Annotated in this window: 24 protein-coding genes and 1 other RNA gene; 4 read left to right on the top strand and 21 right to left on the bottom strand. The window is 31.0% G+C overall.

Going from position 1 to position 23,995, the window contains the following annotated elements; translation table 11 throughout:
* Window positions 1-55: 55 nt before the first annotated feature.
* From KA856_RS07175 to KA856_RS07145, 7 genes are all read right to left on the bottom strand, one after another.
* Complete coding sequence (locus KA856_RS07175) at window positions 56-892, bottom strand: DegV family protein (protein WP_107386621.1); 837 nt, start codon at window positions 890-892, stop codon at window positions 56-58.
* An 11-nt stretch (window positions 893-903) separates the two neighbouring features.
* Window positions 904-1,389, bottom strand: a complete 486-nt coding sequence (locus KA856_RS07170) for a dihydrofolate reductase (protein ID WP_107505135.1) — start codon at window positions 1,387-1,389, stop codon at window positions 904-906.
* Window positions 1,390-1,484: 95 nt separating this feature from the next.
* On the bottom strand, window positions 1,485-2,441 hold the full coding sequence (locus tag KA856_RS07165) for a thymidylate synthase (RefSeq protein ID WP_119535947.1): 957 nt from the start codon (window positions 2,439-2,441) through the stop codon (window positions 1,485-1,487).
* Window positions 2,442-2,824: 383 nt separating this feature from the next.
* Window positions 2,825-3,262: a bacilliredoxin BrxA gene (gene brxA / locus KA856_RS07160; RefSeq protein WP_107505137.1), complete on the bottom strand. Its 438-nt coding sequence runs from the start codon at window positions 3,260-3,262 to the stop codon at window positions 2,825-2,827.
* Between the two features lie 35 nt (window positions 3,263-3,297).
* On the bottom strand, window positions 3,298-4,416 hold the full coding sequence (locus KA856_RS07155) for a conserved virulence factor C family protein (RefSeq protein ID WP_107523726.1): 1,119 nt from the start codon (window positions 4,414-4,416) through the stop codon (window positions 3,298-3,300).
* Window positions 4,417-4,435: 19 nt separating this feature from the next.
* The gene (locus KA856_RS07150) at window positions 4,436-4,693 is read right to left on the bottom strand and encodes a NifU N-terminal domain-containing protein (RefSeq protein WP_107385231.1); all 258 of its coding nucleotides are present in this window, start codon (window positions 4,691-4,693) and stop codon (window positions 4,436-4,438) included.
* Window positions 4,694-4,709: 16 nt separating this feature from the next.
* Window positions 4,710-4,904, bottom strand: coding sequence for a zinc-finger domain-containing protein (locus tag KA856_RS07145; protein WP_107385230.1), 195 nt, complete (start codon window positions 4,902-4,904; stop codon window positions 4,710-4,712).
* Between the two features lie 252 nt (window positions 4,905-5,156).
* Between KA856_RS07145 and KA856_RS07140 the strand changes: the two genes are divergently transcribed.
* On the top strand, window positions 5,157-5,861 hold the full coding sequence (locus tag KA856_RS07140) for a queuosine precursor transporter (RefSeq protein ID WP_107523727.1): 705 nt from the start codon (window positions 5,157-5,159) through the stop codon (window positions 5,859-5,861).
* Between the two features lie 100 nt (window positions 5,862-5,961).
* Here the strand turns inward: KA856_RS07140 and KA856_RS07135 are convergent, their stop codons facing one another.
* Window positions 5,962-6,507, bottom strand: a complete 546-nt coding sequence (locus KA856_RS07135; protein ID WP_233422667.1) for an RBBP9/YdeN family alpha/beta hydrolase — start codon at window positions 6,505-6,507, stop codon at window positions 5,962-5,964.
* Window positions 6,508-6,677: 170 nt separating this feature from the next.
* Between KA856_RS07135 and KA856_RS07130 the strand changes: the two genes are divergently transcribed.
* Window positions 6,678-7,088 carry a ribonuclease HI family protein gene (locus tag KA856_RS07130; RefSeq protein ID WP_107385001.1) on the top strand — a complete coding sequence of 137 codons (411 nt, stop codon included), beginning with the start codon at window positions 6,678-6,680 and terminating at the stop codon, window positions 7,086-7,088.
* A 680-nt stretch (window positions 7,089-7,768) separates the two neighbouring features.
* Here KA856_RS07130 and KA856_RS07125 read toward each other — a convergent pair.
* The 9 genes from KA856_RS07125 to KA856_RS07085 form a co-directional block, all read right to left on the bottom strand.
* On the bottom strand, window positions 7,769-8,650 hold the full coding sequence (locus KA856_RS07125) for a 5'-3' exonuclease (protein ID WP_210138582.1): 882 nt from the start codon (window positions 8,648-8,650) through the stop codon (window positions 7,769-7,771).
* Between the two features lie 15 nt (window positions 8,651-8,665).
* Complete coding sequence (locus tag KA856_RS07120; RefSeq protein WP_119535859.1) at window positions 8,666-12,112, bottom strand: dynamin family protein; 3,447 nt, start codon at window positions 12,110-12,112, stop codon at window positions 8,666-8,668.
* A 226-nt stretch (window positions 12,113-12,338) separates the two neighbouring features.
* Complete coding sequence (locus KA856_RS07115) at window positions 12,339-12,974, bottom strand: SDR family oxidoreductase (protein ID WP_107386296.1); 636 nt, start codon at window positions 12,972-12,974, stop codon at window positions 12,339-12,341.
* A gap of 246 nt (window positions 12,975-13,220) precedes the next feature.
* Window positions 13,221-14,126: an EamA family transporter RarD gene (gene rarD, locus KA856_RS07110; protein WP_107523643.1), complete on the bottom strand. Its 906-nt coding sequence runs from the start codon at window positions 14,124-14,126 to the stop codon at window positions 13,221-13,223.
* Window positions 14,127-14,159: 33 nt separating this feature from the next.
* On the bottom strand, window positions 14,160-15,293 hold the full coding sequence (locus KA856_RS07105; RefSeq protein ID WP_107386298.1) for a THUMP domain-containing class I SAM-dependent RNA methyltransferase: 1,134 nt from the start codon (window positions 15,291-15,293) through the stop codon (window positions 14,160-14,162).
* Window positions 15,294-15,456: 163 nt separating this feature from the next.
* Window positions 15,457-15,830: RNase P RNA component class B (gene rnpB / locus KA856_RS07100), an RNA gene on the bottom strand.
* Window positions 15,831-15,968: 138 nt separating this feature from the next.
* Complete coding sequence (gpsB, locus tag KA856_RS07095) at window positions 15,969-16,319, bottom strand: cell division regulator GpsB (RefSeq protein WP_107523602.1); 351 nt, start codon at window positions 16,317-16,319, stop codon at window positions 15,969-15,971.
* Window positions 16,320-16,330: 11 nt separating this feature from the next.
* Window positions 16,331-16,897, bottom strand: a complete 567-nt coding sequence (locus KA856_RS07090; RefSeq protein ID WP_107385008.1) for an SLOG family protein — start codon at window positions 16,895-16,897, stop codon at window positions 16,331-16,333.
* Complete coding sequence (locus tag KA856_RS07085; RefSeq protein WP_210129341.1) at window positions 16,894-17,232, bottom strand: DUF1798 family protein; 339 nt, start codon at window positions 17,230-17,232, stop codon at window positions 16,894-16,896. Before KA856_RS07085 ends, KA856_RS07090 begins: the two co-directional genes overlap by 4 nt.
* 250 nt (window positions 17,233-17,482) lie before the next feature.
* On the opposite strand from KA856_RS07085, the gene recU reads away from it, so the two are divergent.
* Together recU and KA856_RS07075 are read left to right on the top strand one after the other, a co-directional pair.
* Entirely contained in the window at window positions 17,483-18,109 is a 627-nt protein-coding gene (recU, locus tag KA856_RS07080) for a Holliday junction resolvase RecU (protein WP_107523603.1), read from the top strand.
* The gene (locus tag KA856_RS07075; RefSeq protein WP_107386301.1) at window positions 18,106-20,316 is read left to right on the top strand and encodes a transglycosylase domain-containing protein; all 2,211 of its coding nucleotides are present in this window, start codon (window positions 18,106-18,108) and stop codon (window positions 20,314-20,316) included. The genes recU and KA856_RS07075 overlap by 4 nt, the downstream gene beginning before the upstream one ends.
* A 543-nt stretch (window positions 20,317-20,859) precedes the next feature.
* On the opposite strand, the gene KA856_RS07070 is transcribed toward KA856_RS07075, so the two are convergent.
* From KA856_RS07070 to asnS, 4 genes are all read right to left on the bottom strand, one after another.
* A complete protein-coding gene (locus tag KA856_RS07070; RefSeq protein WP_107385083.1) occupies window positions 20,860-21,192 on the bottom strand; it encodes a YpoC family protein in 333 nt (110 codons plus the stop codon).
* 5 nt (window positions 21,193-21,197) lie between these two features.
* Window positions 21,198-21,857 carry an endonuclease III gene (nth, locus tag KA856_RS07065; protein WP_107385079.1) on the bottom strand — a complete coding sequence of 220 codons (660 nt, stop codon included), beginning with the start codon at window positions 21,855-21,857 and terminating at the stop codon, window positions 21,198-21,200.
* Window positions 21,847-22,539: a DnaD domain-containing protein gene (locus KA856_RS07060; protein WP_394859696.1), complete on the bottom strand. Its 693-nt coding sequence runs from the start codon at window positions 22,537-22,539 to the stop codon at window positions 21,847-21,849. The genes nth and KA856_RS07060 overlap by 11 nt, the downstream gene beginning before the upstream one ends.
* Window positions 22,540-22,626: 87 nt before the next feature.
* Entirely contained in the window at window positions 22,627-23,919 is a 1,293-nt protein-coding gene (asnS, locus tag KA856_RS07055) for an asparagine--tRNA ligase (protein ID WP_107386302.1), read from the bottom strand.
* Window positions 23,920-23,995 lie beyond the last annotated feature (76 nt).

Below are 23,995 nucleotides of genomic sequence, written 5' to 3'. Positions count from 1 at the left end.
AAATTTAACAAATGAAAGAATAATTAAAACGAACCTTAATTTATTATAAATTAGTTTATGATTTTAAAACAACTAGACCTATTGCACCTTCTCCAGTATGTGTAGATATTATAGGAGTTGTAACATTTGTATCATATTCAGTGACATTAAATTCTTCGGTGAAATGTTTTTTTATTTTATCCACAAATTCTAAAATATTTGCATGCGCGATGCCTATTGATTTAATTTTTTTATCACCTAAAAAAGTGCTGATTTCTTTTTTTAGAAATTGAATACTACCATTTTGAGTACGGGAATTATGAATTAATTCAATTTTACCATCATCAAGCGTTCCAATTGGCTTGATTTTCATCATATTACCTATTAATCCTTTAGTTTTACTGATTCTACCGCCTTTGATTAATTGATTTAATTGACCAATCACGACGTATAATTTTATATTACTCTGTAAATCTGTAATTTTTGAAACAATTTCTTCTGATGAAAACCCTTGATTATTCCAATCAACTACATGTTGAACTTGATACCCTAATCCAAATGAAATAGATTTTGAATCTATAACAGTTACTTTGCTATCTGTCATTTGGCTTGCTTGTAGCGCAGTCTGATACGTACCACTAAGTCCTGATGTCATATGAATACTAATGATTTCAGAACCATCTTTGCCTAATTCATCATATAATTCAATAAAATTACCAATCGCTGGTTGACTTGTTTTTACATCAGCATTTTCTTCCAACTTTTCAATATATTCTTCAGAGGAAATGTCTACTTGATCTACATATGACTTGCCATCAATAGTTAAATTAAGCGGGATGACATGTATATCATTATCTTGTAAATAAGTATGAGATAAATCTGATGTTGAATCAGTTACAATTTTCATTTTCATATTATTTCCTCCTATGTTGTTTTTTTACGCACTAAATGTAGAAATGTATGGGGAATCGTATTTTTTTCATCTAATTTACCCGGAATAGAAGATTCCACTTCCCAGTCTTCAAATGTATAAGGTGGAAAGAATGTATCTCCATTATATTTATCTTCAATAACAGTAATATACATATCATCGACTTTATCAATCATTGCTTCGAATAATGTTTGACCACCAAAAATGAAAACATGACCGGATAAATTAAATATTTCGTCAATTGAGTGGATAACTTCCACACCATCATGCGCAAATGATTTATTTCTTGTTAGTACTACATTTTTTCTATTAGGAAGAGGTTTTCCTATAGAATCAAATGTTGCACGTCCCATAACAAGCGTATTGCCAGTTGAGAGTTTTTTAACATGCTTTAAATCATTTGGTAAATGCCATGGTAATTGATTATTAACTCCAATAACACGTTGCTGATCGTGAGCAACCAGTATAGAAAGTGTCATAATTTCCCTCCTAATAGTAGTATGATTTCAGTAAGTAAAACGTTCTCAGCATAAAGTATATATTAAATAAACATTAAAATTAAATATTCTATTATTTATACTGCTATTGGTGCCTTAATTGCTGGGTGTGATTCATAATTAACAATTTCTAAATCTTCATAATTAATGTCGAAGATAGAGTCATTTGAATTTATTTTAAGTTGTGGTGGCGCATAGCTAGTACGAGACAACTGTGTTTCTATGGCGTTTATATGATTCGTATAAATATGAGCATCCCCAAACGTATGTATAAATTCTCCTACTTCTAAATCACATTCTTTTGCGATTAAATGTGTCAGTAAACTGTAACTAGCTATGTTAAATGGTACACCCAAAAAGATATCTGCACTTCTTTGGTATAATTGGCAACTTAATTTACCATCTTGGACATAAAACTGAAACATTGTGTGACAAGGTGGTAATGCCATAGTATCAATTTCAGTTGGATTCCATGCTGAAACAATATGACGTCTTGAATTTGGGTTGTTTTTAATTTGTTCGATAACAGTTTTTAACTGATCAAAGTGATTGCCATTTTTATCTTCCCAATCGCGCCATTGTTTGCCATAAACATTACCTAGATCACCATACTTGTTTGCAAAAGCTTCATCGTTTAAAATTTGCTCTTTAAATTTACGCATTTCTTCTTTATATTTTTCATTAAATGCCTCATCCGTTTGTGCTCTATGACCAAAATTTGTCATATCTGGTCCTTTATAATCAACTGATTTAATATAATTTTCAAACGCCCATTCATTCCATATATTATTATTATATTGGAGTAAATATTTAATGTTTGTATCGCCTTTGATAAACCATAGTAATTCAGTTGCAATCAATTTAAAAGATACTTTTTTGGTAGTTAGCAATGGAAAACCTTCTGACAAATCAAATCTTAATTGATGGCCAAACTTTGAAATCGTACCTGTATTTGTGCGGTCTTCTTTTTGTTTTCCTATGTCTAATATTTCGTTACAAAGATCATGATAGGATTGATCAAATTTATTTAACATGTGGAACACACTCCTTTCAACAGCATAGTTATTTTTATTTAATCATATTTTAAAATACCAATAATTTAAAGAGATAACTACTAGTAAAACCAAAAATAAAATTGGAATTTGAGCATTATATTTATGTATCCAATTAATGACTTGTGTTTTGAAAGGCTTAGTGACACAAATCTGTTATTCTAAATATTGTGATAAACAATCAAAAGTAAAATCAACTTTTTAAATAGTTAATCCTATACTAATGGGATGGTCAACCATATCAGTCAAAACAACAAAATATGTTCATTAATGAAATGCATGATAAAGTCAGAAATTATGTGTTTAGCATTAAAGCAATTTAAGGCTGAGACATTTATTTATATCTCAGCCTTGGTCTTAATTGATTAATCACAATAATCATCAAATATGTCTTTAATATCCATACAAATGTCTTGAATATCTCTGCCTTCTATATGCTCTCTTGGCATGAAATGTTTTAATTCTTTTCCTTTAAACAATGCATACGAAGGACTAGATGGTGCTTGTTGAATGAAAGCGCGCATTGCTTCAGTTGCTTCTTTATCTTGACCAGCAAATACAGTAACTTTATGAGTTGGTTTTTTTTCATTTTGTTCTGCAACAGTAACTGCAGCGGGTCTTGCCAATCCTGCAGCACAACCACAAGTTGAATTAATCACGACAAATGTTGTATCATCTTCAGATACATTATTCATAAAGTCATCGACATCATCTGCAGTTTCTAAACTATTAAATTCATGATTAGTTAGTTCGCTTCTCATTTGTGTTGCAAGTTCATTCATATATGCTTCATAAGCATTCATTTATAACACTCCTATTTTATTAAATGATAGTTTCTTTAGACATTATTTCGATTAGCAATTTGCTTCCAAACGGAACCTAATGCTTCATCACCATTTTCAATTCTTGTTATAGCCATCTCTATTTGAAGTTTCACTTCATATGCTGAATCATCAGCATGTTCACGTAGTGATTTTAATTGTTCTGGTCCACCTTCATCAAAAATAAACATAGCAGCTCTCCATCTGACAATTTTGTGAGGATCATCTAATGCTTTTTCCATTTCTGGTAATGCTTGTTTGAAACCTAAATCACTTAAACAATCACCAGCAGTTCTTCTTACTGCAGGACTTTTATCGTTTAACCCTTTATAGAGATAAGGAAGTACTATTTCATCTTCAATCATTCCAAGAAGTATGATAGCTTCACGTCTTAATGGTGTTTTCTGTTCATCACTCACGACTTCGCCGAGCAACGGTAAATCTTCAATTGTAGGTGTTGGGAATGATTTTAGCATTCTTAAACGTTCTTTCCAACTTTCAGTTGATTGATATGTTTCCAAGGTTACATGTTTGTATTTGGTTTCAGGAATTGTAATATCAGAGGCTAAGGCTTCTTCCACAAGTTTTTGCAATTGATCTTTGGGATAGACAGCTGTAATCTCTTCAACGACATCCTCCATTACCTCTGAGAGCTCACCATAACGTATGCCTAAATCTTCCCACTTACGTTGAAACACAACATTGTCATCATCTTTCTGGGCAGCTAACATACTGTCGACATATATTTCAGGTAATTGTTTACGTTGTTCTTCTGTACTTGTCGTTAGTTTAATTTGATAAGGAATACCTTTGAACGTTAAAACTTCTGCTTTTATTTCACCAAAATGTTCATCTGGTAGCGCTTCGGAAGTTACTTCGTGTTCGTCATTTAATGTTGCTGTTACTTTAGGTAAAACATCTTCCCAATCAAACTTAGGTTTTTTATCTACAGCTAAAAAGTCCATCACATGAAATATAGATTTAACGCCATCAATTTCTAAAACATCATTGATAAAATCAGGCTGCCCTTCTGCAATTGATGAATAAGTATTAGATTGGTTATCCTCTCTTTTTTCACTCAATACAATTTTCATTGTATTGGGACTTGGTGTAGGCTCAACACGTACAATTTCCATAAAGGCACCCTCCTTATTTTTATATTTCTTCTAATACTTTTGTTATATTTGGTAAAAGTGTGTCCCAATCTGCATCTGAATTTTTATCAACTGATATAAAGTTCATTGCTTGAAATATAGATTTGACACCATCAACTTCTAATACTGCGTTGATGAAGGCTGGTTGGTCTTCTTTAACTTTTGTATACGTATTAGGTTTGTTATCACCACTATCTAATTTTAAATCAATTTTCATCGTATTTGGATTTGGTGTCGTTGCTACATTTAATATTTCCATAATCGTATGCTCCTTTTTATTGTAGTTCATTACCGATTTGTTTAATTTGTTTTCCGACTGAACATTCATTTATACAAAAATGATGTGCTTGTGTTTTGCCTTTTGTATTTTTAATATGACGTTTTAATAAACACGCTTTACAATATGTGTTCATCAATTGGTCTATGGCGTCAATTGCCTCTTTTTCAGAATAGGTTAGAATACGCTTCACGCTCCTGTATTTCTAAAAATGAATTATAAGTACCCAATTAACTAATTTATTATAAGATTTGAGACTTGATGACATTATATCATTTGTAACAACGATTGTTTAATCATTAAATTGAAATAGGGCATTGGTGAAAACATTTGTTGATAATTTACAATTTGAGCTTGCTTTTTTATAATTTTCTAGTAAAATAATGTAGTTGTTTATTTTGCGGTTTCTAAACACCCGCATTATCAAAATTTAGGAGGAATAAAATTGTTTAATGAAATATTTGGTGTTATTACTTTTTTAGTAACTTTTATATTATTGGTTACTATGTATCGTTTGTTTGGTAAACATGGTTTGATTGCATGGATTGCTATTGGCACAATTATAGCTAATATTCAAGTTATTAAAACAATCGATATTTTTACTATTTCAGCAACACTGGGAAATGTTATGTTTGCATCAATCTATTTAGCAACCGATATTTTAAATGATATCTACGGTCGCAAAATAGCTAAACGTGCAGTTTGGCTAGGTTTTTGTTCAACGTTGGTAATGATTATAGTGATGCAATTTTCACTTCATTTCACACCTTCCCCAGTAGATAATACACAAAAAGCATTAGAATCTATTTTTAATATTGTTCCAAGGATTGCTTTAGGTTCTGTTATAGCATACATCATCGGACAACATTTAGATGTTTTACTTTTCTCATTAATCAAAAAAGTGTTCAGCTCTGATAAAACATTTATTATAAGAGCTTATGGTAGTACTATTTTAAGTAATATCGTGGATACTGCATTATTTGTTATTATTGCCTTTTTAGGCGCAATGCCAAATGAAGCGGTACTTGAAATCTTTATTACAACGTATTTATTAAAAATAATTTCTACTATATTTAATGTTCCTTTTGGTTATTGGGCTAAATCAATGTACCGAAAAGGAAAGATTCAGAAGTTAGATGAAGGTTATTAATTTTTAATTAAGTGTTTCAATATAACTGATAAAAAAGCCCGTAAATGAATTTTCGGAAATTCATTTACGGGCTTTTTATATTTCAAGGAATTGAATATAATTATAAAATTTCCATTATCTTATCTTTTAAGTAATTGAAGGTGTCATACCCCTCAGTTTCTAAAAAGTGACCATCATGATTAATGTAATGTGTTTTGACATTTAATTGATTTGATAATCTATCAGTCGCGTCTATATTTACTACTGGATCATTTGAAGCACCAATTGTAACAATGTGACGCGCGTTTAATTTATTAATGTCAATACAGGTGTTATTGATATATTGATTTAGTTCAGGTATGTTAGACAATTTTTCGTTAAAACCAGAAATTAGAAAAAGCCCTTTTATTTTTGAATTAGCCTTAAAAGAAGTTAAATAATGTAATATTGAAATGACACCTAAACTATGCGCAACGATAATTGTTTCCGAATTCAATTTATTTTGTACGATATTATCAATAGCCTGACACCATGAATCGAGTTCAGGATAATCGGAATTTGGTAAATATACAATTTCAACATTGTAACCATATGGTTTCATCTGTGAGGCTAACCATTGAAACCAATGACTTTTTGTACTGGCTTGATAACCATGTATAATAAACATGTTTTTCAATTAAAATCATCCTTTGTATATATTAATTTTGTGCATTTTCATTAACTGTAATAGCTTACGTTATTTTGATGTATTTTCCAAGAAAATATATCTTCATGATTATGCTTATTTATGCTCTTTTGTTAATATAAAATTAACTTATTAAATTTGAAGGTGAATTTATGGCAAAAATATATTTTGATGCAGCTACAGCAGGTAATCCAGGTCAAAGCGCATGCTCTATAGTTATTATTACTGAGCAAGAACGATTGCATTATGACTTTGATTTGGGGATTTTAGATAATCATAGTGCAGAATGGGCAGCTTTTGTATTTGCATTGGAATGTGCAAAACATCATGGGATCACTATAGCACTCGTATACACTGATTCGAAATTAATAGAAGATAGTATGAACAAAGGACAAGTCAAAAATAAACAGTTCATAAATTACTACCATAAAATAAAAATATTAGAATCATCTTTTGATTTATTGTTTGTTAAATGGGTTCCAAGAAACCAAAATAAAGAGGCAAATCATCATGCCAAAAATGCCTTATATAAAATCATTAAAACGGCAGAAAAAAAGCGTTAAAACAATAATTTATTGTCAAAAATAGTGTCTGGACGATAGATATCCAGTAAGATATAAAAAGTTAATATCTATTTAAAATCTTAAGACATTAACTTTTTTGGTGCAAAACTTTTTAGTTGTTGGTGCTAATAGTTATTCCTTTGCATTTATAACACATTTTTAATGCAAATTCGTCCGAAACAATTGTATGAACAATAGACCACGAGCTCCTATTATATAAATCATATCTCAGACAAGTATGCACGGTCAAAAGCATTCGATATTAATTATTAGGGAGATTGGATATAAATCTCAGAAAAATAGCACTCAGATGATTTAATTCAATTCATCTGAATGCTTCTTTTTTATTCAATGCTTCGTATTGTTGGCTCGCTTACTTTGGGGACAGCTTCAGCTTCTCCTGTTCCCTCAAGAGACTCGCCAAAATACGTAATATTATTGAATAAGAAAAATGTAGTATAGTTAGGAAAACAAACACGACAAAAGCGAGCTTGGCGTTATATTAATGACACTTAATATAAGAAAAATAGTAGCTCAATGAGCTAGCTATAATTAAAATAATAGCGAAAAAGGCAATTTCTATATTATTTCAATAGAAATTGCCTTTTTTCACTTGTCCAAGAACTTTATGTTCCAGGATCCTTAACTATGAGCGTGTACTTTATTGTTGTTTATTTTATTTAACTAAAATGTGTTGCTAAATACTTTCCAGATACATAGAGCTCATGCTCTTTACATATATTTAGTATTTCAGCTAAATCAGTTCCGAATTTCATATCACTTAATAAATCGGATGTATTTATTGGTACTTCTGTATGAATTTTAGCTAATGATTTAGAAAGTTTTAAATTATATAAGTTATCTTCTATTTTATTACGTTGACCAGGTGTTAATTCGTTTAAAGCGTCAATAACTGATTCAACTGAACCATGATTTTGAATGAGTTTTATAGCTGTTTTTTCTCCAATGCCTTTAACGCCAGGATAGCCATCAGCGCTATCTCCCATAAATGCTTTAACATCTATGAGTTGTAGTGGATTTAGTCCATATTCATTTTGAAATCTGGTTAAAGTATAGCGATTGTAAATATTGAATCCTTTTTTAGTTAGCCAAATCTCAACATTTGGATTAATACATTGTAAAATATCTTTATCACCGGTGATTACATAAATTTGATTTTCTTGTGAATACTCATGTGCTAAAGTCCCTATAACATCATCAGCTTCGTAATTTTGTACACCAATATTTACAAAACCAAATTGGTTTGCTATCTCTTTTACATAATCAAACTGCGGTATCAATTCTTCTGGTGGTGCGGGACGATTTTGCTTGTATCCATCAAACATTTCATTTCGAAATGTAGATTTTCCCATATCCCAACACACAGCCACATGTGAGGGTTGTATTTCGTTTATTGCGATAAATACATGACGTACAAATCCTTGAACACCGTTCGTAGGCATTCCTGATGAATTTCTCATGAATTGTTTGTGTAAACTTGTTGCGTAAAAATGACGAAATAATAAAGCCATACCATCTATTAATAATATTTTTTTGGACATTGTGCGTACCTCTTTCTAAGTTAACAACTGAGCTTTTAGTTCGCTATTTGTTTCTTGAAGTTGTTTTACTAATGAATTATCTATATTAAAAGCTAAAAGTTGTTTAATTTGTGTGTGTATCTCTTTTTCATACTGATTGAATTTCATTTCTGCATCATTATTCAGTTTATTTACAATTTCAATTAATGCCTTCCTTAAATCAGCAATACTAGGTTTAAGTTGCACAAGTGTGTTTTGAGTTATTGTAGTTTGAATTTCATTTTGCATTTTTGGTTGCAAAATGTTCTTTTTAGTCAGTGATTTAGGCAAAGCAGAGATCATTTGGCTTAATTCAATTTTTAAATATGGATCGTCTAGTTCCATATTACTTTTATTAAATTCTGGTTCGATGAAAATGTGTAATTGTTCCAATTTTTGTTTTAAAGGTGCGATTTCTTCATGTATTTGTTGAATGAAATACTTTTTAATTCGTTCTACAAGTAAGGATTGTTCTAAATATAATCTTTGATGAATTTGATCTAAGTATTGTTTAGTGGAAAGACGTTTTTCTTCATTGAAGTTATTGCTTTGTGTCATTTGACCGTTATAAATTGATTTTACCTCATCTAGCAACTGAATTTTTAAACGCTCATTTAAGTGATAAATTTGATCTTCAACTTCATTTGAAGCACGTTGTACTGCAATTTGTAATATATTATTATTCAGTATTATTTGTTGTTGGTACTGTTCGAGTTTATTTTTACGTTGCTTAATTTTTGATTGATTATGCTGTGCATCTTCTATCATTTGATCAAATGCTTCTGAAATATTTGCTAATTGCTTAGTCATTTGTTGTTGCAATATATCTTTCGACTCAACTTGAGTAAAGTAGTCTATACTATTTTTTAATTTATCAATTCCTGAGTCACCTGTATTCAATGCTTTTCGACTTGAAACTGCAAAAATATCAGAATTCATATTTACATGATTAAGTGCATCACTTACATAGTTTATGACTGCATTCAGATCTTCTTCAGTTTCAGCTAAATCAGTGGCATTTATGATCATTTTAAATGCTTGGTTTTCACTTAATTGGTTCATTTCTTTCATATGCTCAATAAAGCGTTTATCATTATCTGTGAAAGAATGATTAAAATAACTTACATAAAGTATTAAATCTGAAGAAGTTAAAATCTTTTCTGTTTCATTTGTATGTCGTTGATTATTGGAATGTAATCCAAGTGAATCTACGATAACTTTATTTTTTAACCAATCAATGGGTAATCTTAAGTGAACTGTATTTACAAAGGTTGCATATTCATCTTCTGCACTCCATTTTCTAATTTCGTCCTGTTCAATGGAATGGGTTAAGCCTTGTTCTAGCATTTTTTGATACATCGTGTAATGTTTGTCAATTGCATTGATAAATGCTAATTTGTTTTTTTCTAAAGATGCTGTTAACTTATGTGTATTTTGATTTAAAAATGCTTCAATTGAATCAAAAGATTTATTTTCCACTTCAAATAATTGGTTTAATTCTTCTAATATTTGTTCTGATGATTTAAGTGTGATTTGACTTTCCTCACCATAAGTCAATTCTGTCATTGCAGCTGTTGTAGGATTTGGCGAGCTTACAAGATACGCATCACCAAGTAGCGCATTGATTAAACTACTTTTTCCGGCACTGAATGTTCCGAAAACCCCTATTTTAATAATTTTATTATCAAGGCGATTTAATGCATCATTGATATCTTGCTTAGTTTGTTCAAATAATGGAATATTTTTTATTAAATCTAATGAACGTTTTATATCTTGAATTGAAGTATTTGTTGATTTTGCTTTAGTGGTACTAGGTTGATTTTGTTTTTTAGTCACTGAATGTTCCTGTTTAGCTTGATAAGTGATTTCTTCTCTATCTATTAATTTATCTAATGAATCATCAATATGAATATAGTAGTGTCTGTAATTTTGTGTTTCAAGTGATTCTCTCAAATTACGTAGCTCCATAAATTTAACATAATCATTATAATCATCTACTTCTTCTGTGCCAATGTCGTTTGCTTGAGAATGGTTTATTGCTTTTTCAAATAATGGTTCAGTTTCTTTAACAATATGTTGTTTGATGGATTTCATTAAATCATCTGAAAATGTTAAGACATATTGATTACTAATAGATATTTGCATTTGATACAAATCATCCACGAGTTTTGAAGGGATTTGATAATGTTGGTTTAAAATAGCCTCAGTTACTTCGGAAGAATTAATAAATCGAGTCAAAAAGGACATGTCTTCTCTCAAAGGTTGACGTATTTCTTGATTTACCTTTTCTTGTAATTGCTCAAGTAGTTCTTGAAGTCTAATTTGTTGTGTTTCTAATGTTTTTTTCTTTTTATTGAATAAGCCACCCACTTTAAAATCTTTAGTTCGGCTTTCCAAATAAGTTCTTATTTTTTCCCTAGTATCGTGTGTCATTACATATGCATTGTCGAGAATCGCCTTACGTTTTTGTTTTAAGAAATCATATAACTGATCAGGATTATTTAGTAATTTTGCTTCTTCACTCACTTGTTGATGTTGTTGGAAGTTTAAATATGCTTGGTCAAAGTCTGCTTCAAATATATCCAGCTCTGTTAAAATTGCTTGAATTTCATGTTGTATAAATGATAGCTGTTCCTCTGTAATAAAATTGATAGTACGTTCCACATAATCCGACATTGATTCTCTATGTTGATCTTTATCAATGAGATAGTCTGATAATGCTTGAATTTGGTTGTGTTCATGTTCAAATTTAGAAACATAAAATATTTGTTCTAATTTGATTTCCCATTCATCAATCGATTTTTCAACGCGTTGTTTAAATGTGGCGAATGGAATCTCTGATTCATGATGTTTATCTATTTGATTGATAACAAAAACTACTGGTACACCAGCATGATTAAGCTGTTTCATAAATTGAAAATTCATTGCAGATTGAACATGATTATAGTCTACAGTGTAAAATAGAACATTACTTGTATACATAAATTCTTCAGTACTAGATTGATGTGTCGATACATTAGAATCAACACCTGGTGTATCTTGAAGTGTGAACCCTTTATTAAATTTATCAGAAGGGAATTTAATTTCTACAGATTCAACATCAATATTTTCGCGATTCATTTGTTTAACTTCATCATAGTTTGTTAATAAAGTATATTTTTGGTTGCTCAAATTTGCTATAATACCTGGTTCATCTGATACAGAAACGATTGCTGTGTTACTAGTTGTAGGTACTGGAGAACTTGGTAAAATATTTTCTTCCAGTAGCATATTGATGAGCGTTGATTTTCCTGCTGAAAAATGACCAACAAATGTAGCAGTATATTGTTCTAAAAATATTTTTTTAATGACTTGATTTATAATATGTACAAGCCTATGATTATCTGATTTTTCAACTTCTTTTTTTAGTTTATATAGAATATCGAGTTGCTTCGTTTTAGACATGTTATGTATCCCCTTTATTACTTATATGTAATTAAGTTCTATTGTATAACAAATTATTGTGGGTCTAAAGTAAGTTAGCAAAATTAAATTGTATTTAGTGCTTATTTATTAGTAAAAGCAAAGAAGTGTTACAAAGTTATTGGTAGCGACTTTATTTAAAATTAAAAATACCACCTTAATTGGTGGCATTTGCAATCATTACAAAAATGTTGTTGTTTTTTAAATTTTATTTCCAGCTTGGTTTACTAAAATCAGTATTAGGTTTGCTAATACCAATGTTATCTTTTAAATAAAGTTCAGGATTTTTGGCAATTTGTACTGCAACAGCAGCAACACTTTTTCTGGAAACTTCTGTCCCCTTAAATGGTTCATCTTTATGAGTAATTTCATAATCAATTTCGTTAATATCTGATAACCAAGCAGGTCTTAAAATTGTATAATTGAGCTTTGAGCTTTCAATGGTGTCAGCTGCTTTTTTATAAATTGGTAAGTAATTATGGATTTGCTCATTTACCCATTCGCCAAATTCACCAGGTACCTCATTATAAATGCCAAGCGCAGCTACAAATATTAAACGATCAACTTTATTCTGTTCCATAGCTTTAACAATAGTACTTGCTTCTTTATCTAATTCACCTGAAAGACTAGCAAATACAATGTCTACATCTTCCATCGCACTATTAACATCTTCAAAGTTTGTAGCGTCTCCTTCACGAACACGAATGCGATCTGATGCATAATCAGGTAATCTATTCGCGTCTCTTAAAAACAATCTCAGCGTATATGAGGTGTTTTCTAAAAAAGAATTAATAGCTGCTTTAGAAATTGCTCCGTTTGCCCCTAGTATTAATACTCTAGTCATATAATCACTCCATTATAATATATGGTTAAAAATATTAGTATATATAATAATTTTTTTGGATGCTTTTCTTTATATCTAATTTCACAATACTACAAATGCATGATTTATACTAATGATATATTTACGATATTGAATATAATAAAATGAGCTGTATGATATGTAAACATGTTTTGATTAATTTCAAGACAAAATAAAATCCCTAAAACAACTTTTATGAAGTTAACTTAGGGAAGTAATCAATACCAATTAGTGGATAGCAGGATTATTGTTTTTTTTAATTTTTACATACTGTGAAATACTATATATTACAATGCCAACCCAAATAAAGATGAACGTGATAAATTGGTCGACACTAAATGGTTCTTTGAATAAGAAAATACCTATTACAAACATAATTGTAGGACCAATGTACTGTATGAATCCAGTAAGCGACAATGGAATTCTACGTGCACCAGCTGAGAAAAGTATCAATGGAATTGCTGTTACAGCCCCTGAGAAAATCAACCAAAAAGATGAGGAGTTATAACCAAATGTTAAACTACCTTGTTGCCAAATGTACCATAGATATATAATGCCTGCTGGTGCAGTAACAATACATTCTATTGTAATACTACTAATTGCATCTATTGGCACGATTTTTTTAATTAAACCATAAATACCAAATGAACATGCTAATAGTAATGAAATACTTGGGAATACACCGACTCTTATAGTCATATACAAAACTCCGATGACTGCAAATCCAATAGCAATCCATTCTAATTTATTAAACCGTTCTTTGAGGAAAATTAACGCTAATAGAATGCTTACGAGTGGATTAATATAATAGCCTAAACTTGATTGTAATACGTGACCGTTCGTAACTGCCCATATAAAAGTGCCCCAATTAATTGTTATTACATAGCCAGCAGCTATGATAGCAATGAGTTGTATAGGATTTGCAATGAGCTGTTGTAAATCGCGTTTGAATGGTGCTGTATTGTTAGTGATTACTACTACTATCAGCATAAATATCATTGAAAGTATAATTCTGAAAGCTAATATTTCAAATGCACCAATATCTTCTATTAGATCCCAATATATTGGTAAAATCCCCCATAAAATGTATGCACCAAAAGCAAAAAATATGCCTTTTTTAAACTCGTTATTCATTTGTCGCACCTCTTTCTGATTGATTCATGCAGTCTAATTTTTAGGTTTTTTATTCCCCCAATATTGATAATAAGTACACTCGATATAACCATTAAATAGCTTTCTTCTTTTTGTAGCTTTTTTATTAACTAAAAATTCAAATTCATTATTACTTGTTAAAATATAAGTTGATAAATAAGGGTGTTCCTGCATTAATTGACCGATATAACGATACATTTCTTCAACTTCTGCTCTATCACCAATACGTTCACCATATGGTGGATTGCCAATTAAAGCAATTGGTGCTTCTGACTCTAATGATAAGGTGTTAACATCTTGAACTTTAAAGTTAATAATGTCTGATAAGCCGACTTCTTCAGCATTTCTACGCGCTATTTCTATCATTTCTGGGTCAATATCTGATGCGTAGATCTCTAGAGGTCTATCGTAATGAGCTTGTTGATCAGCTTCATCTCTCAATTCATCGTATAGTCCATCAGGCATAATATCCCATGTTTCTGAAACGAAATCTCGATTAAAACCAGGTGCAATATTTTGAGCTATTAAACATGCTTCAATCGCAATCGTGCCAGAACCACAAAATGGATCTATCAATGGTGTATCACCTGTCCAATTTGCTAATTTAATCAAACTAGCAGCAAGCGTTTCTTTTATAGGCGCTTCACCTTGGGCAAGCCTATAACCACGTTTGTTTAGCCCTGATCCAGAAGTATCTATTGTCAATAGTGCTTTATCCTTTAATAGAGCTACTTCAACTGGATATTTAGCACCTGATTCATCTAGCCACCCTTTTTCTTGATAAGCAGTTTTTAATCGTTCAACAATTGCTTTTTTAACGATTGCTTGGCAATCTGGCACACTAAATAAAGTAGATTTCACACTTCGACCTTGTACAGGAAAGTTTCCTTCTTTTTCAATAATCGATTCCCATGGGAGTTCTTTTGTTTTTTCAAATAATTCATCAAATGTTTTTGCATTAAATTGACCAACAACAATTTTTATTCTATCGGCAGTTCTTAGCCATAAATTGCATTTAACTATTGCTGTTTCATCGCCTTCGAAAAAGATTTTGCCGTTTTCTACTGTTGTTACATAACCAAGATCTTGGATTTCCTTAGAAACAACTGCTTCTAACCCCATTGGGCATACAGCTAATAATTGATACATTGTTTTGCTCCTTTTTTTAAATTGATTTAATTTAATTTTATCAAAAGTTATTTTAAATAGATATGACTTAACTTCTGTTTAGGTTCATATTAAAATTTTATGTGAATTTTAAACATTAAAAAAGCTCTCCTAAGTGGGAGAGCTTGGGGTCTAGTAATGATGTTTCTATAAGCCATGTTTTGTACCTTTGTACTGCCAACGTGTACTAGTTACACTCGTACGCTGGTGGTAACCATCTGTCTATATACTTTAAAAGTATACCTTATTTATACGTTGAATTCCGTTAAATAAGTGCTCCTACCTAATTTGGATTGCTCACTCGAGGGGTTTACCGCGTTCCACCTTTTATATTTCTATAAAAGCTACGTCACTGTGGCACTTTCAAACTATTTTAACCTTATCTAAAGACTTAGGTTATTTCGTTGCCGTCAATTTAATGCCTTGACTTATTGTTTCATCAAGCACGAACACTACAATCATCTCAGATTGTGTGAGCATGGACTTTCCTCTATATCGCTATAGCGATTACCCAAAACACCATCTTTAAGAGTATATCACTTTTCAAAGACTAGAACAAATAAAAATAAGATAAGTTTTGGGGAAAACCAAAACTTATCTTTATGTACGCAATAACTACTACGTATACATAGTCATTTGTTGTGATAGTTAGTTATATTATTTACCGAACACTGCTTTTTCTAGGTTTGAAATTCTTTTTAGAATATCGACGTTGTTATTATTAGTAGAATTGCTTGTAGCATTACCGTTTTTTGAAAAGTTTTTATTCTCTTGTGGTCTTGAAGTAGCCACTCGTAATCTCAATTCTTCTAGTTCTTTTTTTAATTTGTTATTTTCTTCGGAAAGTTTAACAACTTCATTATCTAAATCTGCCATCTTTTGATAATCTGCTATGATGTCGTCTAAGAAAGCATCTACTTCTTCCCTTCTATAACCACGTGTCATAGTTTTTTCAAAATCTTTTTCATAAATATCTTTAGCTGATAGTTTTAATGAAACATCTGACATATTTTTCCACCTCATTCGAAACTTTGTTCTTGAGACCACTGCAAATCGTTGATAAATTCCGTTAATTCATCGAACGAAACAATGTCACAAGTATAATTTGTTTTTTCCATAAAATCAACTAACATTTGTTTAAAGTATTTTGGACTAGCTTCTTGTTCTTCGTCATATATCAGTAATGATTGATCAGTATGGTCGAGCATAAATTGATCTGTCTGTTTAAATTGATGTGGCCCTACATATGATGTATGAAATACGCTATCTACAAAATCAGCATGTTGTACAATGTGATTATATTTTGCTTGATTTTGTTCATTCCATCTTTCAGTATGACCATAAAATGGTGTGACCACACCGAGTTTAAGATCAGGATATGTCTCTTTTAAATCAATTACTACTTCAGCTGTCCATAATTCTATACCCATCTGTCCTTGTATTAATACCCATTCAAGCCCTTCTTCAATCAATGATTTTAATTTATGTGCTATAAATTTTTTCAAATAAGAAACTTCAGGTGCATCATCTTTAAAGATATTAAGTTCAAATGACTTATAACCAGTCACATAAATTGTCCTTATCATAATGTAACATCACTTCTTTGTATATAACTTAAATCGTATTGTACTGCCTTAACTTTTTCTGTGAATAATTTGCGGCTAGTCCTTTTAAAATGACATTCAACTGACAATGATTCAATATTTGAAATAAGTAAATCAAATTTTTTCTTATTCATATAGAATAGTTGTAGTATTTTAGGCTCGAATGTGCTAAGTGTTTCTAACAGGTTATCTATGTAACTAGTAAATGGAACAACATCTTTGTAAAAATCATAGTCTATATCTTTCGATTTAACTGATTCATATCTATCTTGCATCAATTGCACATCATTTAATAGTTGGGTAATTAATTGTTGCATGAAGTTTCCTCCTACACATTAAATTTACCACAAATAAATTTGATAGTCATTTGTGAAACAATCATCTAACATTTATGTCATATTCCGGGCATATTTATAGGGAAATATTGTTTAATTGAGAAAAGCACGTTAAAATAAATATTGATGTATGTACAGATACATTGCATTATATTTCATAGTTTGGAAAAAAAGATTATTTTCATGTATAATGAAAAAAGTTTTTGAAACCAAATTAAAGTGGTGAAAAACAATGAATTATCCAAATGGGAAACCATTTTACGGAAATAAGTCTCAAGTCGGACGAACTTATAAGGATGAAAAGAGTAAAATAAACTATGGTGGCAGAGGCATGTCACTTGAGAGTGATATTGAATTATCTAATACGCACTATTTGAAACTTGGGCAAGCTGTTATACATAAAAAGCCCACCCCCGTTCAAATAGTTAATGTTCATTATCCTATGAGAAGTAAGGCGGTAATTAATGAGGCTTATTTCCGAACGCCTTCGACTACTGATTACAATGGTATTTACAAAGCGCACTATTTAGATTTTGAAGCGAAAGAAACTAAAAATAAAACTTCTTTTCCATTGAATAACATGCATGAACACCAAGTGGAGCATATGGATGCTTGCTATGACCAGGGAGGAATTGTTTTTTTATTAATTCGCTTTAAATTATTAGATGAAGTTTATTTGTTGCCTTATCGCAAGTTTAAATATTATTGGCATCGGTACAAAAAAGAAATTAAAAAGTCGATTACGGTTGAAGAAATTAGAAAAAATGGTTACTATATTCCTTATCAGTATCAACCAAGATTGAATTACCTCAAAGCAGTTGATAAGTTGATATTAGATGAAAGTGAGGACCGCGTATGACGGAGAAAAAAAGGACTTCCGATTCAAATAAGAATGATAAGTCCGGAGAAAAAAAGAATAGGAATATAAAAAGAACGATTATTAAGATAATCGGGTTTCTCATCATAGCCTTCATTGTTCTAGCATTAATTGGTATTTTATTATTTGCATACTATGCTTGGAAAGCACCTGCATTTACAGAATCAAAATTACAAGATCCAATTCCTGCTAAAATATATGATAAAGATGGCGATTTGATTAAAACGATTGATAATGGGCAAAGACGTGAACATGTTGATTTAGATGAAGTACCTAAAAGCATGAAATCAGCTGTCTTGGCAACAGAAGATAATCGTTTCTATGACCATGGTGCACTTGACTATAAACGTTTGTTTGGTGCAGTGGCTAAAAACTTTACGGGTGGATTTGGTTCGCAAGGTGCATCAACATTAACTCAACAAGTAGTTAAGCGTTCGTTCTTAACGGATCAAAAATCAATAGCACGTAAAGCACAAGAAGCTTATTTATCATATAGACTCGAACAAGAATATAGTAAAGATGAAATTTTTGAGATGTATTTAAATAAAATTTACTATTCTGACAGTGTTTATGGTGTGAAAGCTGCAGCTAAATATTACTTCGATAAAGATTTGAAAGATTTAAATTTAGCTGAATCGGCATATCTTGCTGGTTTACCGCAAGTTCCAAATACTTATAATATTTATGATCATCCAAAAGAAGCAGAATCACGTAAAGATACTGTTTTATACTTAATGGAATATCATAATCGTATTACTAAGAAACAAAAAGAAGAAGCACAAAATACATCATTAGAAGATAACTTAGTAAAACGTGATTCAGAAGATCGCCAAGTGAGTGATAAAAGTTCAAATCCTGAATATGATTCTTACGTTAACTTCGTAAAATCTGAATTAATGAATAATAAAGCATTCAAAGGCAAAGATTTAGGTGAAGTTCTTAATAGTGGTGTTAAAATCTACACAAATATGGACAAAGATGTCCAACAAACACTGCAAGATCGTGTAGATAATGGTGGCTACTATAAAAATGAAGACCAACAAGTTGGTGCTTCTATTGTAGACAGTGAATCTGGTGGTTTAGTTGCAATATCTGGCGGTAGAAATTATAAAGATATTGTTGATAGAAACTTAGCTACAGATGCTCACCCTACTGGTTCATCATTAAAACCATTCTTAGCGTATGGCCCTGCCATTGAAAATATGAATTGGGCTACGAATCACGCAATTCAAGATGAAGAAGCATATCAAGTTGATGGTGTCACATTTAGAAACTATGATACTAAAGGTCATGGTGAAGTTAAATTGTATGATGCTTTACGTCAAAGTTTCAATATACCAGCATTAAAAGCTTGGCAATCTTCAAAAGAGAACGCTGGAAATGACGCACCAAAAGATTTTGCTAATAAAGTTGGTTTAGAATATGAAGGAGATGTAGGACCTTCTGAAGTATTAGGTGGTTCATCATCAGAATTCTCACCTACACAATTAGCATCTGCATTTGCATCTATTGCAAATGGTGGCGAATATAATAATGCACATTCTATTAAAAAAGTAGAAAAAGAAGATGGAGAAACAATTAATTACGATCATACAAGTAAGAAAGCAATGAAAGATTCCACTTCTTATATGTTAGCAGAAGTACTTAAAGGTACATTTGAAGCATATGGTTCTGCATATGGCCACGGTATATCTGGTGTAAACGTTGCAGCAAAAACTGGTACAGGTACTTATGGTGACCAAACTTACCAACAATACGGCTTGCCTGATGATGCTGCAAAAGATGTATGGATGAATGGCTTCACGCCAAAATACAGCATGTCTGTGTGGATGGGCTTCAAAGAAGTTAAACAAGGCGGCGTAAATTCATTTGTTGGACATGACGAACAAGAGTATCCTCAGTATCTATTCGAGGATGTAATGAGCAATATCTCACCAAGAGATGGCAAAGACTTTAGTAAACCTGATTCAGTAAATGGTGATAGTAAAGATAGCCTATCTGTTGAAGGACATCCTGATGACAACACAACAAGTAATAAGCCTCGAGGACAAGGTGGTAGCAGTAGTAGTAATAGCGATGACAGTGATAATAATAGCAACAGCAATAGCAATAGTTCTTCATCAGCTTCATCAGCTAGCTCAAACAGTAGTAATACAAGTAATTCTAATGGCTTATCAAGAGCGCAATAATTATTAGTTGAAGTTTTTGAGTATCTATTACAAAGCTCAAAAAGTGCTTAGTTATCATCATTATTTATGAACACATAAACGCCAATTTCTATTGAAATTAAATAGAAATTGGCGTTTTCTTTATTTTATAGAGATTTTGTTACTTATTGACATCTTATGGAATTGTATGAATAAGAAACTAAATATCAAGTGTAAATTTGATAAGCTTAGAACACCAAAAACTTTGGAAATTAAATAAAAAGAAATGAGACAGAAATCTAATTATATTAAAATGGTTTCGTTGTCCACTTCGGCAAGGATGACTATAATTGAAAAAAATAAAAGAGGATTATCTGAACTGTAGCTCATGCATAAGTCCCACTAACTCAATAAATTGAGAAGTGGGACTTATTAATTTCAGCTCTACTATCTATTGACCATATATGAATAAGTCTGGACGAATCAATGATGTTTCAAGACGCATTTTGTTTAAAATATTGCTATATGATTGTAATGACATCACAAAATTGATTTGTAACTCAATTTCAACGCTAAATATTTGTGTTAATGGCCTTTATTTTTGTTACGTATTTGGTATGATGCATTCATTTTAATTAATTCCGATTTAAGTGTCTTCATTTGACTATAACCCATAAAATGATATTTACGCGCAATCATATAATGATAACGTTCTTTAAAATTCATTGGTACAACTGGATAATCGGTTAATCGCTCAAAGTCAATCGTATGAATGTGATTGATTTGTTTAAAAAAAGTTTCAATCATATCAAAATATTCATCAATTAATACCTTAGCTTCTTCAGAATTTAATTTTTTTTGTTTCGAGAATAAATCTATTTGTTCTTCTAATCTTATAAAATCTTCTTTTGAAATCAATTGTGTCACACTTCTTTCAAACTGGCTTTATATCTTTTTTGCCCTTCTCTACATTCATTAAATAAGGGGCAAATATCACATTTAGGGCTACGTGCTAAACAGTGATAGCGTCCGAAGAAAATAAGTTGATGATGCGTTTTATTCCAACGTTCTCTAGGTACTACTTTGCATAATTTATCTTCAACTTGTCTAACATTATCTTTCCACCTACAAATACCTAAACGTTTAGCTACACGTTCTACATGAGTATCTACTGCAAGCGAAGGTTCATTAAAAGCAACACTCATCACTACATTTGCTGTTTTACGCCCCACTCCAGCTAGACTTTCAAGCTCTGCATGTGTTTGAGGAATGACGCCATCAAATTTATTTAGTAATGATGCACATAATTTTTGGATATTTTTAGCTTTATTTCTATATAAGCCAATAGTACGAAGATCATTTTCTAATTCTGAGATATCTACATTTAGATAATCTTCAGGTGTTTTATATTTTTTAAAAAGATTTTTAGTGAGTTTATTAACAGAAATATCTGTAGTTTGTGCTGATAATAACACTGCAATTGTTAGTTCAAATGGATTATCATGTACAAGTTCGCATTCAGCGTTTGGGAACATATTAGCAATGACGTCAATCATTTCTAAAGATTTTTTATTACTTATCATCTTGATTCTCCTCATTTAGCCAATCAAATTTAGGCACTTTTTTTACTGTGTGTTTCATTTTAGGTTGGTTAAACTGTCGGCTTATTTTTTTGGAATCTTCAATGGTTTTCACATTATTTTTTTTCCAATTTAATAGAATTCTATCAATATATTTAAAACTCATTTTGTTTTGGCTTTCTGCCTCATCTAAAGCTGCTTGAATCACACTTAAGTCGTGTTTATCTACATCTAACCATTGGTTTAAGGTCTCAATTTCATATGGTGATAACGGTCTACCAAAAGCTTGTTCAATTTGTTGAAAAAGCTTGTTGAATTCAAGTTCAGTTTGTTTTTGATCATTATTATCATTAACGTGTTGCATAATATCATTTAGTTTATAATAAAACGGATCGAGATTCATATATTCAGTGAATTTGCCTTCTTCATCTTTATTAACGTTTAATTCTAATAAATCACGTTGAATAAGATTTTGTATAATGGCAGTAATTTCCCTGGAATCTAGTGAAGTTCCTTTTTGTAAAGATTCAATAGATGGTTGTTTATTGGTCATTTCCGATGCATGAATCAATTTTATCAAAATAACTAATTCACGTTCATTGATACCTAATTCATTATAGTGTTCTAGTAATTCTTTGTGAATTACAACTGGTCTAGTCTTTAGCATATCTATATTCAAATACATCCCTCCTTATCTTGTATAAATATTATAAAAAAGTCCAGCCATAAAATAGACTGGACGTAGCTTCGGTAGTTACTTGTATTGATAAGATTATGGATATAGACGATTTAATAAACGAGGGAATGGTGCAGTTTCACGAACATGTTCTACACCTGATAACCATGCAACTGTTCTTTCAAGTCCTAATCCGAACCCACTATGAGGTACACTGCCATAACGGCGTAAATCTAAATAGTAACTATAACTTTCAGCATCTAATTCAAATTCATTGATACGTTGTTCTAATAATGCAAGGTCATTAATACGTTCAGAACCACCAATTATTTCACCATATCCTTCAGGTGCAATTAAATCTGCACACAACACAGTATCCTCATTATCAGGATTTGGTTGCATATAGAATGGTTTGATTTTTGTTGGATAATTTGTAATAAATACAGGTAAATCATAATGATTTGCAATTGCAGTTTCATGGGGTGCACCAAAGTCTTCTCCCCATTCAATGTCATCAAAACCTTGTTCTTTCAAGAATTCAACTGCATCATCATATGTGATACGTGGGAAAGGAGTTGCAACTTTTTCAAGCTTTTCAGTATCACGTTCTAAAATATTTAATTCTAATTTGCAATTTTCTAGTACTGATTTAACAACATGAGTTACATATTGCTCTTGAATTTCTAAACTTTCGTTATGATCGCAAAATGCTTTTTCAGCTTCTATCATCCAAAATTCAATTAAATGACGGCGTGTTTTAGATTTTTCTGCACGGAATGTCGGTCCAAATGAAAATACTTTACCGTGAGCCATTGCAGCTGCTTCTAAATAGAGTTGACCACTTTGAGATAAAAAGGCATCTTGATCAAAATATTTAGTATGGAATAGTTCACTTGTGCCTTCTGGTGCACTAGCTGTTAAAATAGGTGGATCTATTTTAGTAAACCCAGTATTATTAAAGAATTCATAAGTTGCACGAATAATTTCGTTTCTTATTTTCATAACTGCATGTTGTTTTTTTGAACGTAACCAAAGGTGACGGTGATCCATTAAGAACTCTGTACCATGGTTTTTTGGTGTGATTGGGTAATCATGTGCTTCTGCGATGATTTCAATAGATTTTACTTGCATTTCATAACCTAAGTCAGAACGATTATCTTCTGAGATAACGCCAGTGATATATAATGAAGTTTCTTGTGTAATATCCTTAGCTAATTGAAAAGTCTCTTCATCTACATCAGCTTTTACTACGACACCTTGCATAAAACCAGTACCATCTCTTAACTGCAAGAATGCAATTTTACCACTTGAACGTTTATTCGTTAACCAAGCACCTATCGTTACTTCTTGGTTAATGTAATGTTTTGCTTCTTTTATCGTTGTTTTCATAACCAAACTCCTAATATTTTTGTAGTCTTCTTTTATTAATCCTTATACATTTTAACAAAATCAAGATACAAGTTCT

The organism is Staphylococcus sp. GDB9P120P, assembly GCF_017893435.1.
GTDB lineage: Bacteria > Bacillota > Bacilli > Staphylococcales > Staphylococcaceae > Staphylococcus > Staphylococcus cohnii.
The sequence above is the reverse complement of the archived record's forward strand: the minus strand, read 5'-3'. Positions and strand labels throughout refer to the sequence as shown.

What these genes read in the sequence shown, in the direction of transcription:
- KA856_RS07175 (WP_107386621.1), bottom strand. Translation starts at nt 892, where the DNA reads ATGAAAATGAAAATTGTAACTGATTCAACATCAGATTTATCTCATACT.
- KA856_RS07170 (WP_107505135.1), bottom strand. Translation starts at nt 1,389, where the DNA reads ATGACACTTTCTATACTGGTTGCTCACGATCAGCAACGTGTTATTGGA.
- KA856_RS07165 (WP_119535947.1), bottom strand. Translation starts at nt 2,441, where the DNA reads ATGTTAAATAAATTTGATCAATCCTATCATGATCTTTGTAACGAAATA.
- brxA (WP_107505137.1), bottom strand. Translation starts at nt 3,262, where the DNA reads ATGAATGCTTATGAAGCATATATGAATGAACTTGCAACACAAATGAGA.
- KA856_RS07155 (WP_107523726.1), bottom strand. Translation starts at nt 4,416, where the DNA reads ATGGAAATTGTACGTGTTGAGCCTACACCAAGTCCCAATACAATGAAA.
- KA856_RS07150 (WP_107385231.1), bottom strand. Translation starts at nt 4,693, where the DNA reads ATGGAAATATTAAATGTAGCAACGACACCAAATCCAAATACGATGAAA.
- KA856_RS07135 (WP_233422667.1), bottom strand. Translation starts at nt 6,507, where the DNA reads ATGTTTATTATACATGGTTATCAAGCCAGTACAAAAAGTCATTGGTTT.
- KA856_RS07130 (WP_107385001.1), top strand. Translation starts at nt 6,678, where the DNA reads ATGGCAAAAATATATTTTGATGCAGCTACAGCAGGTAATCCAGGTCAA.
- KA856_RS07125 (WP_210138582.1), bottom strand. Translation starts at nt 8,650, where the DNA reads ATGTCCAAAAAAATATTATTAATAGATGGTATGGCTTTATTATTTCGT.
- KA856_RS07120 (WP_119535859.1), bottom strand. Translation starts at nt 12,112, where the DNA reads ATGTCTAAAACGAAGCAACTCGATATTCTATATAAACTAAAAAAAGAA.
- KA856_RS07115 (WP_107386296.1), bottom strand. Translation starts at nt 12,974, where the DNA reads ATGACTAGAGTATTAATACTAGGGGCAAACGGAGCAATTTCTAAAGCA.
- rarD (WP_107523643.1), bottom strand. Translation starts at nt 14,126, where the DNA reads ATGAATAACGAGTTTAAAAAAGGCATATTTTTTGCTTTTGGTGCATAC.
- KA856_RS07105 (WP_107386298.1), bottom strand. Translation starts at nt 15,293, where the DNA reads ATGTATCAATTATTAGCTGTATGCCCAATGGGGTTAGAAGCAGTTGTT.
- gpsB (WP_107523602.1), bottom strand. Translation starts at nt 16,319, where the DNA reads ATGTCAGATGTTTCATTAAAACTATCAGCTAAAGATATTTATGAAAAA.
- KA856_RS07090 (WP_107385008.1), bottom strand. Translation starts at nt 16,897, where the DNA reads ATGATAAGGACAATTTATGTGACTGGTTATAAGTCATTTGAACTTAAT.
- KA856_RS07085 (WP_210129341.1), bottom strand. Translation starts at nt 17,232, where the DNA reads ATGCAACAATTAATTACCCAACTATTAAATGATGTGCAATTGATGCAA.
- recU (WP_107523603.1), top strand. Translation starts at nt 17,483, where the DNA reads ATGAATTATCCAAATGGGAAACCATTTTACGGAAATAAGTCTCAAGTC.
- KA856_RS07075 (WP_107386301.1), top strand. Translation starts at nt 18,106, where the DNA reads ATGACGGAGAAAAAAAGGACTTCCGATTCAAATAAGAATGATAAGTCC.
- nth (WP_107385079.1), bottom strand. Translation starts at nt 21,857, where the DNA reads ATGATAAGTAATAAAAAATCTTTAGAAATGATTGACGTCATTGCTAAT.
- KA856_RS07060 (WP_394859696.1), bottom strand. Translation starts at nt 22,539, where the DNA reads ATGTATTTGAATATAGATATGCTAAAGACTAGACCAGTTGTAATTCAC.
- asnS (WP_107386302.1), bottom strand. Translation starts at nt 23,919, where the DNA reads ATGAAAACAACGATAAAAGAAGCAAAACATTACATTAACCAAGAAGTA.